The sequence below is a fragment of the Halobacteriovorax sp. YZS-3-1 genome, from assembly GCF_047084945.1.
GTDB classification, from domain to species: Bacteria; Bdellovibrionota; Bacteriovoracia; order Bacteriovoracales; family Bacteriovoracaceae; genus Halobacteriovorax_A; species Halobacteriovorax_A vibrionivorans.
Genome location: NZ_JBKIYI010000002.1, coordinates 528,783 through 543,410 on the forward strand (window position 1 = coordinate 528,783; position 14,628 = coordinate 543,410).

A 14,628-nucleotide genomic window follows, 5' to 3' on the forward strand; every position below is an offset into this window, starting at 1 on the left:
AAGGTTCAATATGAAATTATCATCAATATCGATTAAGAATCCTGTTTTCGCATGGATGCTAATGTTCTCACTAATCTTATTTGGGGCACTCGGTTTTACGAAACTAGGGATAAATGAAAACCCTGATGTTGATTATCCATCGATTTCTATCTCTTATGAATATGAAGGTGCAACACCTGAAGTAGTTGAAAAAGATGTATTAGAGCCTGCTGAATCTATACTTGTTTCTATGCAAGGGATTAAAGATATGACCTCGACAGCTGGCCGTGGTCAAGGACGTATTGAATTAGAATTCTCTCTTGATAAGAATATTGACTTTGCATTACAAGAAGTACAAACGCTCTTAGGAAGGGCCCAGAGACTTCTTCCTGATACTGTTGAAACACCAACTGTGACAAAATCAAATGCAGCAGATGATCCTGTTATGTATTTAGCGTTAGTTTCAACAACATTAAATGAGCGAGAGCTAAATATTTTATTTAAAGATGGAATTATTGATCAATTAACAACAATCGAGGGTGTCTCTGAGGTAAGAGCATTTGGTGCCCGTGATCCAATGATGAGAATTGATGTTAAAGCTGAAAAGCTTGAACAATATCAATTAACTCTTTCAGATATCGTAGAAACTCTCAAACGAGAAAGTGTTGAGTTACCTGCTGGGAAATTTGAAACACCTGAGACCGAAACGAGTCTTCGTGTTCTAGGTGAAGGTCGAACAGTTGAAGACTTTAATAATATGATCATTAATCGTAGGGGAGGAAGGGCGAATTACGTACCAATAAGACTCTCAGACGTTGCCCATATATATGCTGGGGTTGAGAATCGAACTCGTATATCTCGTGTTAATCGCACACCTTCTCTTTCTATGCCTATTTATAAGCAAAGAGGTGTAAATGCCGTAGAAGTTGCAGATAGAGTAAAAGAGCGTGTAAAGGAAATATCAAATAATCTACCAGAGGGAACAAATCTCTCTGTTAACTTTGATCGTACATCTTTTATTCGTTTATCTATAAATGAATTATTACAAAACCTATTATTATCAGTTTTATTAACATCTCTTGTTTGCTGGCTCTTTTTAAACTCAATGTCAGCAACAATTAATATACTCCTGGCAATTCCAACGGCAATTATAGGAACATTCGCATTCATGTATTTAATGGGATTCTCTTTAAATACGTTCTCTCTTTTAGGACTGACTTTAGCAATTGGAATCGTCGTTGATGATGCCATTGTAATGCTTGAAAATATTGTTCGCTACGCTAAGAAAGGCCACGATAAAGTCCAAGCTTCTTTTAAGGGGAGTAGCGAGATCGCCTTTGCCGTTCTTGCAACGACAGCTGTCCTTGTTGCTATCTTTGCACCAATTACAATGATGCCTGGGATAGAAGGACGCTTTTTTAGAGAATTTGCTTTAACAATTTGTATTGCCGTAAGTTTATCTTCTCTTGAGGCCTTAACTTTAGCTCCAATGAGATGTTCTCAATTTTTAAATGTTGCTTCTGAAGGGATCTTTATTCATCACTGGGTTGATAGTGCTGTTGATTTTGGAAAAAGAACTTATGTAAAATGTCTAAACTTTGCTCTAGGTCATCGAATAAAAATTCTCTTAACTTCTTTAGTCGTTATCTTTGTTTCATTTACGTCTTTAAACTTTATCGATAAGGAATTTGCACCAGAGTCTGATCGAGGCTTTATGTTTGTGATCTTTATTGCTCCAGATGGAAAAAGTCTAGATTATACAAACGCAAAGGTGAAGGAATATGAGGCCATCGTTGAAAAGAATGAAAATGTTCGAAGAATGATTGTTGCCGTTGGTGGAGGACGTGGGGCCACGACTGGAAATCGTGGCTTCGGTGTACTGATCTTAAAGGATCGCAACGAGAGAACCAAGACCCAATTTGAAATTGCCTCAGACCTTAGAAAAGAATTAGCTGGGATAGAAGGGATCAAGATTATTATTCGAGACCGCATGGGATCTGCAATTGGTGGCCGAAGAGGTAGTCCAATTGAATTTACCATTACTGGCCCAGATGCTGAGATTCAAGCTCAACTTTATAAGCAGTTAGAAAAAGAGATGCGCGAATCAAAACTTATGGTTGGTGTCCGTTCTGATGATATTGGTGAGCTTCCTGAAGTTCATATAATTCCAGATCGAATTAAAGCACAGCAAAGGGGAGTTGAGGTTAGAACAATTGCTGAGGCCTTAAACGTTGGTGTAGGTGGTGTTAGTGCAACAAAGTATACAGAGCGCGGACGACGCTATGATGTCTTTGTTCAATTAAAAGAAGAAGATCGCACACGTGAAAATATCTCTTCACTTCTTTTGCAAAATAATCGCGGAGAATTTGTAACTCTAAATGATGTTGTAAAGATTGAGGATGCATTCGGTCCACAATCAATTTACCGAGAAAATAGAGCAAGAGGTATACGAGTTGATGCAAACTTAAATACTGATGTTGCTCAAAGTAAGGCAATCGCTTTTATAAAAGAAGTTAGTAAGAAGGTATTACCAAAGGGATACTATATTAAGTTTTCTAAGGACCTAAATGAATCTCTCTTTAGTGTTCTTATGATCATGGTCCTAGGTCTAGTAATTGCTTATATGGTTCTTGCCAGTCAATTTAATTCATTTTCAGATCCAATTACTGTTTTCTTGGCCATCCCATTTGGCTTGGCGGGATCTTTTATTGCACTATGGTTATCTGGAAGTACGCTGAATATTTATTCAATGATTGGTATTCTCTTAACGATGGGGATTGTTAAAAAGACATCAATTCTAATCGTAGAATTCTCAAATCAGCTTAGAGATGAAGGTAAAGAATTAACTGATGCAATTCTTGTTGCTTGTGAAACACGATTTAGACCAATTATTATGACAACCTTCACAACTCTTGCATCGGCTTTACCTGCCGCTATTATTGTGGGAGCAGGCTCTGAAACGAGAAGGCCAATGGCCCTTGTTATTATTGGTGGTGTTTTCCTATCGACAATTTTTACACTTATTGTCGTTCCTTGTTTCTATTCACTTATAGCAAGGCCAAGAAGAAAGATTTTAGAAGAGGTGTAGTGCTGAATTATTAGCTATTTTTAGTTTTAGTAATCAGATCGATGAGATCTTGTAGTTGAACATTTGATTCAAGTGAGTGTCTCAAGGTTTTCTTGGGAACAATCTTGTAGCGATTTGATCGACCAACTTTTTCCTTCATTATGTACCCTGCGTCATAAAGGTCTTGAATAATTCCTAAAACAGAGCGTTCGGTGATGCCAACTCTAGAAGCGATTTCTCTTACAATAATGTCCTCATTTGCAGCTATCAGCAGGTATACGTGCCCGTGATTACTAAAAAATGTCCACTTTGCTCCATTCTGGTTCATCGCCCCTCCACAAGCTTATAAGATACCGTATTTGCATGAAAAGATATACATGAAAATTATTACATGATATGCAATGCATGATAAAAAATACATGAAAAAAATTGCATGTGTAGTGTTCTCCTGTTAGGCTTGCCTTGTTAAGGAGAATTTATGAACTCATTACAATACTTACTTCCCGTGCTACTTCTGTTGCCGATAATCATTAATAAGTTATCTGGTAGCTCAAAGAAGCTAAGCCTAGGCCTTGCTCAATTCCTTGGCCCGTTTGTATTTATTGGTTTTTCAATACTTAGTTATATTGATAAAAGTCCAATCCAGCTGACCATTTGGAACTTTTCTAAATACTTCTCAGTCGGATTAAAGCTTGATGTCTTATCTGGGCTTATCGCTGCGACAGTTTCAACTATCGGTATAGTCGTTGCTCGTTACTCAATTAGATTCTTAGAAGATGACCCTAAGAGCGAGCACTTTAAAAAGAATCTGGCCTTTACGCTAAGTTTTGTATTCTCAATGCTTTTGGCACCAAATCTCGTCTTATTTTCTATCTCTTGGGCCGGAGCTTCATACTTTCTGCATAAGCTGCTCACTCATTTTTCAAATAGGCAAGGGGCCATCAAAGCAGCAAGACAGAAGTTTTGGATAAATCGTCTAGGTGATATTTTTATAATAATAGCAGGGGGAATCCTCTTAAATGTATTTAAAACTCTTGAGTTTAATACTATTTTTGCAATGGCCGAAAATACTTTCTTGATGAAAGATAATTACATATTACTAAATACTGCTTCAATCTTTCTTGTTCTTGGTGCAATGACAAAGTCAGCACAATTTCCTTTCCATCACTGGCTTCCAAATACGATGGAGACACCAACTCCAGTATCTGCAATTATGCATGCTGGAATAATAAATGCTGGTGGTTATTTAATAATTAGAATGGCCCCATTTTTATCGAGCACTCCATTAGCGCTTTCATTACTTGCAATCATTGGTAGCTTCACTGCATTTTGGGCAACTATTGTTATGTTTACTCAGGTGAATGTGAAAAAGAATTTGGCCTATTCAACAATTGCTCAAATGGGATTTATGATGCTTCAATGTGGATTAGGTGCCTTTTCCATCGCAACAGTTCATATAATAGGTCATGCTTTTTACAAGGCCTATGCATTTTTAAGCTCGGGTACAGCAACAGATTTTGGTAGGCTCAATCGTTATTTTCCAAAACAACAAATTACTAATAAATTTAGGAACTCTTTTCTTCTAGGCGCAACTTCTATCGTTTTAGTCGTTGGATGCCTAATGTATACAGGCGTAAATGTCTTAGAAAACCCAGGGGTCTTCATTCTCTTAATTGTTTTGGCCTTAGCTGCATCTCAAATGATTTTAAATTCAAAAGATAAATTCCAAGCGGTGCTTTTTGCAAGCTCTATTGTTTTAATCTATCTCGGTTTAACAAACTTCATGACAATCTTATTAGAGGGAATTGTTCCGGCCAATGTATTAATGCCTGGAATCGTTGGAGTTGTAACAGTTCTTATATCTGCTGGATTTTTCATAGCATTATATTTGATTCAAAATAGTTTAGACAAAATTTCTCAAACAGAAGTCGGTAAACAGATCTATGTGAAAGCACTAAGAGGAGGCTTCTAATGAACGAAATCGTAAAACTAGATAAAGAAAAAATTAGAAAAGAAGCTTTTACGTCTTTAAAGATTAGACAAGAAAAGTCTGTCATTGAGACTTTTCTTGAAGTAAGCAAGAGATTAACTCCTCTTTGGGATATACGTGACTATGTTGCTGTAAATCCTTTCTTCGGCTTTAAAGATAAGAACTTTCTCGAATTGGCCAAGTATATGCGACATATTTCAGGAAAAGATACTTTACCTAAGAAAGAGTTCTTTCTAAAGAAATATCAATCTGGTGAAGTTACAGAGTATGATTTAGAAGTTGCAAAAAAACTTTATCTAAAAGAAATCCATAACAATTCACTAAATGATATTACGATAAAAGAGTTGATGAACTTTATAAGATCATCTGAAAGAAAAGTTTGTGACTTAAAGTTTAGAGCAGTTAGTGATCTTTATGACTTAGAAAATAATGAAAAGACTACTGAGCTAATAACTAATGAAATCTCAAGATGGGCCTCGGCGTATTTTGATGAAGGTCAGGCGCTATGGAAAATAGAGACAAATGATACAAGACTTTATACTTGGTGGAAGTCCCTTGTAAAATATGACAGGCCATTTGATGGAAAAACAAATCGATTCAATGAAATTGTTGAGTTTCTTCCTGAAAGTCCAAAAAAAGCACTTGAATCTCTAACAGATAAACTTTTAGAAAAGATATCCTTAGAACAAGAAGACCTATCAAATTATTATTATCGACTAATTTATACGACGCTAGGTTGGAGTTCATACATCCAAAAGTTTGAATTTGAGGCCAATCGCTCAGGAGAGAGTTCAAAGCTTAAAGAGATTGGAGGATTAATTGATATCGTTGTCATGAGAATGGCCTATGATATCGCTCTACTTGATGAGATCTCTGTTGTAAGTCTAGAGGGCCAACATTGTTCAAATAAAGATGATCGTGATTTAGATCTCATTTATATTTGGTTGAATGCCGTTGAATGTGCCTACCGAAGGAGAGTTGAAAAGACAATTAAAAGCTCTGTTAATAGTAAGGATCTTTACTCTAGGCCCGATGTACAAATGGCATTTTGTATTGATGTTCGTAGTGAGGTTCTAAGAAGACACCTCGAAAATAGCTCAGATAAAATACAAACAATTGGCTTTGCAGGATTTTTTGGAGTGCCAATTTCAGTGAAGGGGCTTGGGCATAAAGGGAGTGATCAAAATTGTCCCATTCTGTTAAACTCTGCCTATGAAATTAGTGAAGTGGAGACAAAAGATGAGACTTCACTTAAAAATAAAAAACAAGCATTTGCACAGACTCAGTATTTTAAAAAGAGTGTTCAAGCTTCTGCTAATTCAGGCTTTTCTTTTGTTGAAACACTTGGATTTTCTTATATCGGAAAGATTTTAAAGTCTGGCATCTTTCAAAAAAAGCCTAATCTCGATATCTCTTCAATGGGCCTATCTGAAAAAGACAAAGAGAATATTCAATTTGATTTTGAAAAAATTAAAATCGAAGAGAAAGTAAACTTGGCCTTTAATGCTTTAAAGAATATGGGGCTAACTAAGAATTTTGCAAAGTTTGTTTTTTTCATTGGGCATGGAAGTGAATCTTCAAATAACCCATATGCATCTGCTTTAGAGTGCGGTGCATGTGCAGGACATAATGGACAAAGTAATGCCATATTCTTGGCCACTATTTTAAATGATTTTGAAGTTCAAGCTAAGTTAAAAAATAAAGGAATTGAAATTCCTAGAGATACGTTATTTATGTCAGGTTGGCACAATACTGTAAAAGATGAACTTCATATTGATCGGTTTGAGGGATTAAGCCTGAAGCAAGGCCAAGAGCTAAGTTTGTATGAAAAGAAATTTAGAGAAGCCTCTAAGAATTGTCAGAAAGAAAGAGCAAGAAATTTACCAAATTGTTCAAAGCTTAAGGATAGTGAATTAAGCGGAGAGCTTTTTCAAAAGGCAAATGACTGGTCTGAGATTCGTCCAGAATGGGGACTTGCTAGAAATGCATCATTTGTGGTTGGTCGCAGAGAATTAACAAGAAGTTTAGAGCTTGATGGTAGGGCCTTCCTTCATGACTATGATTTTGAACAAGATAAAGATCTTTCGATTTTAGAACTTATTATGACTGCACCAATGATTGTAACGAATTGGATTAATATGCAGTATTACGCAAGTACAGTTAATCCCCAAAAATTTGGTGCAGGGAATAAGGTTCTAAATAATGTTGTTGGTGGAATTGGCTGTATTCAAGGTAATGAAAGTGATCTGCTTGGAGGATTAACAGAACAATCTGTTTTATATAAAGGAGACTACTTTCATGAGCCTTTAAGACTTCAAGTCTTTATTGAGGCCGAGACATCAGCAATTGATGAAATTATCAATAAACATCAAATGGTTAGAGAGCTGATTTCTAACAATTGGTTAAAAATTATATCGATTAATCCTAAAAATTTAAAATTTAAAATATTTCAATCAGACTCTTGGATTGAACCAAAGGAGGACTTGTGGAACTAAATATCGGAGCAGTTTCAAATCAAAAATTTGATTTTATTTGGGGTAGTCCAATGAATTCAACTGATGTTGAGGTAACATTACCCGATCTTTCTAAGCTAGAATATTCTGTTTGGGGGGACTGGGGACCAATGTATAAATTCAATCTTACAGATCAGGTCGTTGTTAAGATAAAGTATAATGAAGATGAGTATACGAGCTCTCAAAAGCAGCTAAAGATTGAATCTCCAATGCTTGCTAGAGAAAGGGATGAACTGCCTTTTTATATTATTATTGAAGATCAGTCGAAAAATCTAAAATTTAAGCTATATATTGATACTGATTACAATTTAGCTAAAGTGACGGAACATAGGATTAGAAATAATGTATATGCCTATGAAGAGACCAGTGAGAATAGTCAGATAACAACTCTTTAAGAATTAGGTGAGTGATTGATAAAATGACTTTCTTTGTTGATCAAGGATTTCATTTTGGTATGTTTTTGCGACTTCAATATTTCTCTTTGATTTTTCTTTGAGCATTTTATCGTTAGAGCAAAACTCAAGAATCTTCTCACTTAATTCTTCCACACTTTGTGGATCAACTAAGTCATCTGACTCAAGTAACTCTTTGATGCCACCAATTGTACTTCCAATACACGGAAGCCCTCTTGCCATTGCTTCCACCATACTTCGTGGTAGTCCCTCTGAAATTGATGTGAGGATATAAATATCGTGCTCATCAAGAACAGCTCTTACTTCTTCTCCACCGTTTAAAAAGCCAAGAAATGCAACCTTGTCACTTAACCCTAAGCTTTTCACTAAGCTCTCAAGCCCATCTCTTTCCTTGCCATCTCCAACTATTGTTAGGCTAATGTTTTTATTTCTTTGTACGGCCTTGTAGAATGCCTTAATTAGTGTATCAGGTGATTTAACTAAGTACTCAAGAGAACCAATAAATAGAAGCTTCTTATTTTTATTAAAAGATTCTTTTTCTGCAACAATGTGCTCTGGAAGTAGGGAAATGGATGAGTAGCTAAATTGCTTATCTCTATTCTGATTTGGGTAGAGTTCCTGAAGAAAAGTCTTCGTTACGTATGAGCTACTCTTTGCATGAAAGATTTGTGCTTTCACATTCTTTGTCAGCCAATACTGGAAAAAAAGTCTTAGCGGATGTTTGTAAGAGCCTTTTTTAAAAGTATCGTATGGGTTTCCTACTAGCTCAATTCCATACTCGATATTATTTTTCATCAGAAGTGGTTGAAGAATATCTGCTATCGTGGATGGAACTCTCATAATATAAGCTTCATTAGGTGAGATAATCTCGTTTAATTTTTTTCTTATTGCTCCTCTTTTAAAGAAGTAATCTTTTGGCCCAAGAAAGTAGGGGATCTCTGTAAACGATACACCTTCTCCTGTTACTGGTTTTAGGCCTTCTTGTGAGTCAGTGTCTTCTACACGTGCAATTATATTTACGTGCTCAAATGTCATAAGGTATCTTTGCCAGAACTTATAATCGAACGATGACTTGGTCCAAACTTGGCCATTATATCTAACGAATCTAAAATCCAGCGTGATATTTACTCTTTTCACTTTATATATTCTCTTTTTTTGAAAGATAATATTGAACAGTTCTTTTAATTCCTTCCTCGATATAAACCTCTGGTTGATATCCTAGTTTTTCAATGCTTTTAGAAATATTAGCTTGGGAATTCTTTATATCTCCCTTTCTGAAGTCCTTGTAAGTGATTTCACTTACTAACTCTTTTCCTGAGTATTCTTTTATATTGTCTAGGATGAGTTTTGATAGTGTATTAAGAGATGTTGTTTTGCTAAGGGCGCAATTATAAATTTGTCCAAAGTTATTCGTATCTGTATTTAGAGATGCTTTAATATTTAGTTGAATAACATTGTCGATATAGCAGAAATCACGACTTGTTTCTCCATCTCCATAAATTTCTAGTTCTTTACCGGTTAGAGCTCGCTCTATCCATTTTGGTATAACTGCTGCATAAGCTCCGTTTGGATCTTGTCTTTTCCCAAATACGTTAAAATATCTAATTCCGATTGTAGGGAGTCCATAAGTTAAATTAAAAACTCTTCCATAGAGCTCACATACATGCTTTGTTACTGCATAAGGAGATAATTGTGTTCCTATTGAATCTTCTATTTTGAAATCTTTTTCATTGTCACCATAAACTGAACTACTTGAAGCAAAGACAAATGATTTTACATTTGCTTGTCTTGCTGCGTTTAGCATATTGAAGGTACCATCAACATTTGATTGATGACTCAAGTCAGGGGAGTTAATTGATCTAGGGACAGAACCAAGAGCAGCTTGATGAAGAATGTGATCAACATCTTTTGAGACTTTCACACAAGTCTCAAAGTCTCTAATATCACCCTCATGGAAGAGAAAGTTATCAATATGTTCATTACAGACCATTTTTACTTCTTCAATATTTTCTCTTCTTCCATTTGAAAAATTATCAAGACCAACTACTATTTGATTATTCTTTAATAAGAACTCACAAAGATTAGACCCTATAAATCCAGCGGCACCAGTAACAAGCCATTTTCTAGGCTTCTCTCTTAGTTGCTCTGATAGAAGTTGTAAGGATTCATCCATTAAAGACTCCAATATGTGTATTCGGTATTTGTTTTAATTGTATTTGGGCAAATATTTTTAACATCAACTATAATGGGAGGTTTTCCCGAAAAGACTTTTACTAAATCTTCTTCTGATAGGTTCAAGAACTCTCGATGAGCTACATTTATTAAGAGTAAATCAATATCTCTTAATTTATTAAACTCTTGAATCTCTTTGTCATATTTTATTAGGACTTCTTCTTGATTACAATGTGGGTCCACTAAAATTGTATTTGTAGCATACTCATTGAGTTCTCTAATTATATCTTCAACTTTTGAATTTCTTAAGTCGGGACAGTTTTCTTTAAAAGTTAAGCCTAAAACTGCTATATTTGCACCTTTTACATTAACATTATTCTGAATAAGGAGCTTTATTGCCTTTTGTGATACATGTGTAGCAATGCTATCGTTAACCCTTCTTCCTGCATTTATAATTTGTGGAATAATTCCTAGTTGTTTTGATTTGTATGAAAGGTAGTAGGGATCTACGCCAATACAGTGGCCACCAACTAAACCTGGTTTAAAATTTAAGAAGTTCCACTTTGTTCCTGATGCTTCTAATACTTCGCTAGTATTAATATCCATTTTATCAAATATCAAAGCGAGCTCATTGATTAAACCAATATTTACATCACGTTGAATATTTTCAATGACTTTTGAGGCTTCTGCGACTTTAATTGAAGTCGCTTTAAAAACATCTGCTTCAATTACGCTTGCATACATTGAAGCAATTTCTTTTAGACTATCGCTACAACATCCAGACACTACTTTCGTTATTTTTGTAAATGTGTGTTCCTTATCTCCAGGATTAATTCTTTCTGGAGAATATCCTAAGAAGAAATCAATTCCAAACTTAAGCCCTGTTTTTTCTTCTAATATCTTTGCACAAATATCTTCTGTAACACCTGGATAGACTGTTGACTCATAAACGACTGTGTCTCCCTTTTTTAAAACTTTTGCAACTGCTTGAGTTGCACTTATTACAGGAGTTAAATCTGGTGTTTTATAACTGTCGATTGGTGTTGGGACAGTGATGATGAAAAAGTTGTAATCAGACGCATCTTCGATATTTGTTGAAAAATTCATTTCAAGCGCTTTTAATTCGTCCGTCGTAATTTCTCGTGTACTATCTTGATGATTCCTTAGTTCTTCAACTCGTTTTTTTGATATGTCGATGCCAATTGTACGATACTTCTTAGCAAAGTTATATGCTACCGGAAGACCTACGTAGCCAAGACCAATTACACACACGCTCTTTTCCATGAATACCTCAGGCTTATAGACTTACGTCTCTTATCTCTTTCTTTTTCTTATTATACTTTTCTTTATATTTTTCTTCGATTCTCTGAGTGGAGTGAACTAAACTTTTCCATAGGTTGAAGTTGTAGTAGTCATTAAACTTTATTTTGAAACCAATAAGTTTATGATCACCATCACTTTGGATCCATACTTGGTTTAATTCCATTTTGATTTGCTTATCAGCAAGGTGGAGATATAGATTATCAATATTTTCACTTAGATTAGTTTTAATGAGACAGCCACCTAGGCTTATATTCATTAGTTTTACTTGAACTCTCTTATTGTCTTTAATCGTATATGCGACAATTTTGTATGATTCAAATGGGTAGCGTTGAAAGTCTCTACTGTGCTTTTTCACTTAAACTCACTTGTATATAGTATGCGGTGATAATATTTACTAACGTCTTCTTTAAAACTCTTTGTTTTTAAATATTCTAATTCTTCGTCAAGAAGCATATGAACGTCGTCTATTGTTATTGTGACGACTTTTCTCAATTGGGGCTGCCAATCAAGAATAATGGCCATTGAAAGACTTGAACCATTTTCAACAATTCTATTATCAACGTCTAAATCAATAATTCCGTTTGTAATAGCAAGGGTATTAGTAAGGGCAGTGATCTCATAGATTGAATAGGTATTACCCTTGTGGAACTCAGGCTTTGATGATCTTTTATGGGCGCTAAATATACACTTTATAAAGTCTGAAGAGTCTTTTGAGATGAATAGGCCCAGGCTAGAAGTGAATCTAGTAAAGTCTATATTATTATGTTTTGTAGTAGGACTTGTTTCAACCATCCACTCATTATATGCACAATAAAATTTATATTCTGCTATGTGGTAGAAAATGCCCTAGTCCTGCACTATGTCTTTTAGAGAGTGGAATATAGTACCTCTTTAAGGAAGAGTTAATAAATATTATGTATAATTAAGGCGAATTTGATTTTAAATAAGTCCTGAGGTCATATGACAAGTAGCTTGAAAAATAAAATCTTAGTTTTTGAAAATATGCATAATCAAAATGATTATCCTAATATCATTAATGAGAATGTAGTCGATATTTCTGAGGGCAAGAAAGATTTAAGTTCTATTTACTATCGTATCAAAAATAGAAAGGACCTTCATAGTATGTCTCGAGTAATTAGTGAGACATCAGAAGAAAGTAAAGTTTCAACTATCGTAGGGATGATCGATAAGCAAAGGCTTGAGGATATCATTGTATCAATATCAAGTTGTATTGATGTATGTTTTAAAAAGAAAGTTCTAATTATATCGTATCAAGATATAGGTAAAAATATTAAAGACATAACACTCAACGAGGCAAGTATAGATCTTAAAGGCCCTACTAAAAGGTCTCTAAATACAAAAAAACTATCAGAAAATATTTCAGTTTTAAATTATAGCTATTTTCTTTCTTTATTTGTTGGAAACTCTCATGCCCTTGCTGGAGCAATGAATCATCTTAATTCAATATTTGATAAGGTCATCTTCTTACTTGATGATAAAGAACTCACTGATCTTGGTGTTGATGATAGAGCTCCTATTTTACTTTCTTCACATTGTGACTTCATTGTAAGAGAGCGTAAAACTAGACTTAGTACAGTGAAAAAGAGTACTGAATATCTAAAGTCTTTAGGTGTTAAATTAGGGGGAGTGATTTACGCTAAAGAGGAAGTAATATGAAAAAACTGACGCTACTTTTAAATAAAGATTCAGTAATAAACTTCTCTCTTTTGTTTACTCTATTGAGACGTTATTGGATTGTAAATTCAATATGTGTTTTAGTAAGTGTTGGTGCATTGGTTAGTTTTTATGTTAATCAAGATAAGAACTATGTTAGAGAGATTCATTTCAATTCAAAGCTAGATAATGTAAATCAAGAATCTAAAATCACTCAAATAATTGGTATTAATAAGATTGATGAAATAAAGAGTTATCGTTCTTTAGTTGAAAGATGGGACTTTAAAGTTAGTATCGCTCAAGACATTATGGCCGTTGAAGATATTAATGAGTTCTATATAGAAGATGATAATGGCGATAAGAAAAACTTGCGCTCAGTGTACGAGTACTGTTCGTATAATAAAGAGTGTATTAGTCGATATATTGCAGAAAATATTCAAAATAATTATAGCATTAAGCAAAGTCCTCGCTATGGTGGCTACGTTCTTTATTCAAGAGGTAAGAACAAATTTACGACTCTAATTATTCAAGATTCTATTGTTAAAAATTTAAAAAGCATTAAATTCAATTCTAATTACATCTTAGCAAAAGAAAAAATCCAGGCGCTTGAGAATGAATTAGAGAAGAATGAAAAGCAACTTCTAGATAATCACAATATTATTAATGTCGGAGCTGATTCAAGAATCTCTGACCTTGATGAAGTAATAAGAGAACAGGAAAAGAGTCTTGCAAAGAATAAAGAACTTCTCTTTTCTGTCGACTCAGACTTAAAGTTTTACAAAAAAATGAAAAGGGTATCCTTTTCTGGAAAGGATCGTTCTTTAATTAGAAAGAGAGCTGAAATAGAACAACAGATTGTAGATGTGTCTAAGAATATTGATTTACTAAAGTCTGGCTCATTGGCAGGTAATTCAGAGATCATTGTAAGCTTAAAAAAGCAGCGAAGTGACTTGGCCAATGAGCTTAAGAAACTTAAGGTGAGTGATGCTTCAATAACTGATGATAAGAAGAATAAAGCTATTGAGCTTGAAAAAATTCCTGAGTTAATTCAAAAAAAGAAAACTCTTAGTATTCTAATTAGTAAATTAACAGAGCAGATTAGCGAGAATAAGCTTAAAAGGGATAAGCTATTAAAAGATAGAAATCTTAATACTATTACTAATGATCAACTCAATCCTCTTAAGAATACTATTGTCGATATTAGAAATAAGATTAGAGAAACGCGCAATAGCCTAAACTCAATACAGAATTATTTAACTTTTAATATTTTAAATCCAAAGATTGAGAATCAAAAGAAATTTACACTTAAGCTATTGATTTTATTGAGCATGGTTCTGTCTGTTTTCACGGCTCTAGTATCTTGTTTCATCTGTTATTGTATTGATGATCGAGTTTATTCACATGACGAGATACAAGTCCTTTATCATGACGCAAAAGATCTGGGGATAGCACCTGAAATAACAAAAGTTTCTTGCTAAGGTTTATTTGTTTGATTAA

General features: G+C 34.4%; 12 protein-coding genes. 6 read left to right on the forward strand and 6 right to left on the reverse strand.

The annotated features are described in order from the left end of the window. The first annotated feature begins 10 nt into the window (after nt 1–10). A complete protein-coding gene (locus tag ACMAZI_RS12555) occupies nt 11–3,067 on the forward strand; it encodes an efflux RND transporter permease subunit (RefSeq protein ID WP_412474210.1) in 3,057 nt (1,018 codons plus the stop codon). Between the two features lie 10 nt (nt 3,068–3,077). On the opposite strand, the gene ACMAZI_RS12560 is transcribed toward ACMAZI_RS12555, so the two are convergent. Continuing rightward, on the reverse strand, nt 3,078–3,374 hold the full coding sequence (locus ACMAZI_RS12560; protein WP_412474211.1) for a helix-turn-helix transcriptional regulator: 297 nt from the start codon (nt 3,372–3,374) through the stop codon (nt 3,078–3,080). Between the two features lie 150 nt (nt 3,375–3,524). Between ACMAZI_RS12560 and ACMAZI_RS12565 the strand changes: the two genes are divergently transcribed. The 3 genes from ACMAZI_RS12565 to ACMAZI_RS12575 are packed head-to-tail and all read left to right on the forward strand — an operon-like array spanning nt 3,525 to nt 7,944. Then, nucleotides 3,525–5,018 (forward strand): proton-conducting transporter membrane subunit, encoded by a 1,494-nt coding sequence (locus tag ACMAZI_RS12565; protein ID WP_412474212.1) that lies wholly within the window; start codon nt 3,525–3,527, stop codon nt 5,016–5,018. Continuing rightward, on the forward strand, nt 5,018–7,531 hold the full coding sequence (locus ACMAZI_RS12570) for a putative inorganic carbon transporter subunit DabA (protein WP_412474213.1): 2,514 nt from the start codon (nt 5,018–5,020) through the stop codon (nt 7,529–7,531). The genes ACMAZI_RS12565 and ACMAZI_RS12570 overlap by 1 nt, the downstream gene beginning before the upstream one ends. Continuing rightward, entirely contained in the window at nt 7,522–7,944 is a 423-nt protein-coding gene (locus ACMAZI_RS12575) for a hypothetical protein (RefSeq protein WP_412474214.1), read from the forward strand. The genes ACMAZI_RS12570 and ACMAZI_RS12575 overlap by 10 nt, the downstream gene beginning before the upstream one ends. A 3-nt stretch (nt 7,945–7,947) precedes the next feature. Here the strand turns inward: ACMAZI_RS12575 and ACMAZI_RS12580 are convergent, their stop codons facing one another. Genes ACMAZI_RS12580 through ACMAZI_RS12600 form a run of 5 tightly spaced genes read right to left on the reverse strand, consistent with a single transcriptional unit; the run spans nt 7,948 to nt 12,249 of the window. Beyond that, nucleotides 7,948–9,099 carry a glycosyltransferase family 4 protein gene (locus tag ACMAZI_RS12580; RefSeq protein ID WP_412474215.1) on the reverse strand — a complete coding sequence of 384 codons (1,152 nt, stop codon included), beginning with the start codon at nt 9,097–9,099 and terminating at the stop codon, nt 7,948–7,950. 1 nt (nt 9,100) lies between these two features. After that, entirely contained in the window at nt 9,101–10,135 is a 1,035-nt protein-coding gene (locus ACMAZI_RS12585; RefSeq protein ID WP_412474216.1) for an NAD-dependent epimerase/dehydratase family protein, read from the reverse strand. Continuing rightward, complete coding sequence (locus tag ACMAZI_RS12590) at nt 10,135–11,418, reverse strand: nucleotide sugar dehydrogenase (RefSeq protein WP_115361260.1); 1,284 nt, start codon at nt 11,416–11,418, stop codon at nt 10,135–10,137. The genes ACMAZI_RS12585 and ACMAZI_RS12590 overlap by 1 nt, the downstream gene beginning before the upstream one ends. Nucleotides 11,419–11,431: 13 nt before the next feature. Beyond that, nucleotides 11,432–11,812, reverse strand: a complete 381-nt coding sequence (locus tag ACMAZI_RS12595; protein WP_120404356.1) for a PilZ domain-containing protein — start codon at nt 11,810–11,812, stop codon at nt 11,432–11,434. Further along, the gene (locus tag ACMAZI_RS12600) at nt 11,809–12,249 is read right to left on the reverse strand and encodes a hypothetical protein (RefSeq protein WP_412474217.1); all 441 of its coding nucleotides are present in this window, start codon (nt 12,247–12,249) and stop codon (nt 11,809–11,811) included. Before ACMAZI_RS12600 ends, ACMAZI_RS12595 begins: the two co-directional genes overlap by 4 nt. A 168-nt stretch (nt 12,250–12,417) precedes the next feature. Here ACMAZI_RS12600 and ACMAZI_RS12605 point away from each other — a divergent pair, with 168 nt between their 5' ends. Next, nucleotides 12,418–13,134, forward strand: coding sequence for a hypothetical protein (locus tag ACMAZI_RS12605; RefSeq protein ID WP_412474218.1), 717 nt, complete (start codon nt 12,418–12,420; stop codon nt 13,132–13,134). Further along, nucleotides 13,131–14,609: a hypothetical protein gene (locus tag ACMAZI_RS12610; protein WP_412474219.1), complete on the forward strand. Its 1,479-nt coding sequence runs from the start codon at nt 13,131–13,133 to the stop codon at nt 14,607–14,609. Before ACMAZI_RS12605 ends, ACMAZI_RS12610 begins: the two co-directional genes overlap by 4 nt. Nucleotides 14,610–14,628 lie beyond the last annotated feature (19 nt).

Bases quoted from the DNA above. Each gene is read 5' to 3' on its own strand.
- ACMAZI_RS12555 (WP_412474210.1), top strand. From the start codon at position 11: ATGAAATTATCATCAATATCGATTAAGAATCCTGTTTTCGCATGGATG.
- ACMAZI_RS12585 (WP_412474216.1), bottom strand. From the start codon at position 10,135: ATGGATGAATCCTTACAACTTCTATCAGAGCAACTAAGAGAGAAGCCT.
- ACMAZI_RS12600 (WP_412474217.1), bottom strand. From the start codon at position 12,249: ATGGTTGAAACAAGTCCTACTACAAAACATAATAATATAGACTTTACT.
- ACMAZI_RS12570 (WP_412474213.1), top strand. From the start codon at position 5,018: ATGAACGAAATCGTAAAACTAGATAAAGAAAAAATTAGAAAAGAAGCT.
- ACMAZI_RS12605 (WP_412474218.1), top strand. From the start codon at position 12,418: ATGACAAGTAGCTTGAAAAATAAAATCTTAGTTTTTGAAAATATGCAT.
- ACMAZI_RS12565 (WP_412474212.1), top strand. From the start codon at position 3,525: ATGAACTCATTACAATACTTACTTCCCGTGCTACTTCTGTTGCCGATA.
- ACMAZI_RS12560 (WP_412474211.1), bottom strand. From the start codon at position 3,374: ATGAACCAGAATGGAGCAAAGTGGACATTTTTTAGTAATCACGGGCAC.
- ACMAZI_RS12610 (WP_412474219.1), top strand. From the start codon at position 13,131: ATGAAAAAACTGACGCTACTTTTAAATAAAGATTCAGTAATAAACTTC.
- ACMAZI_RS12590 (WP_115361260.1), bottom strand. From the start codon at position 11,418: ATGGAAAAGAGCGTGTGTGTAATTGGTCTTGGCTACGTAGGTCTTCCG.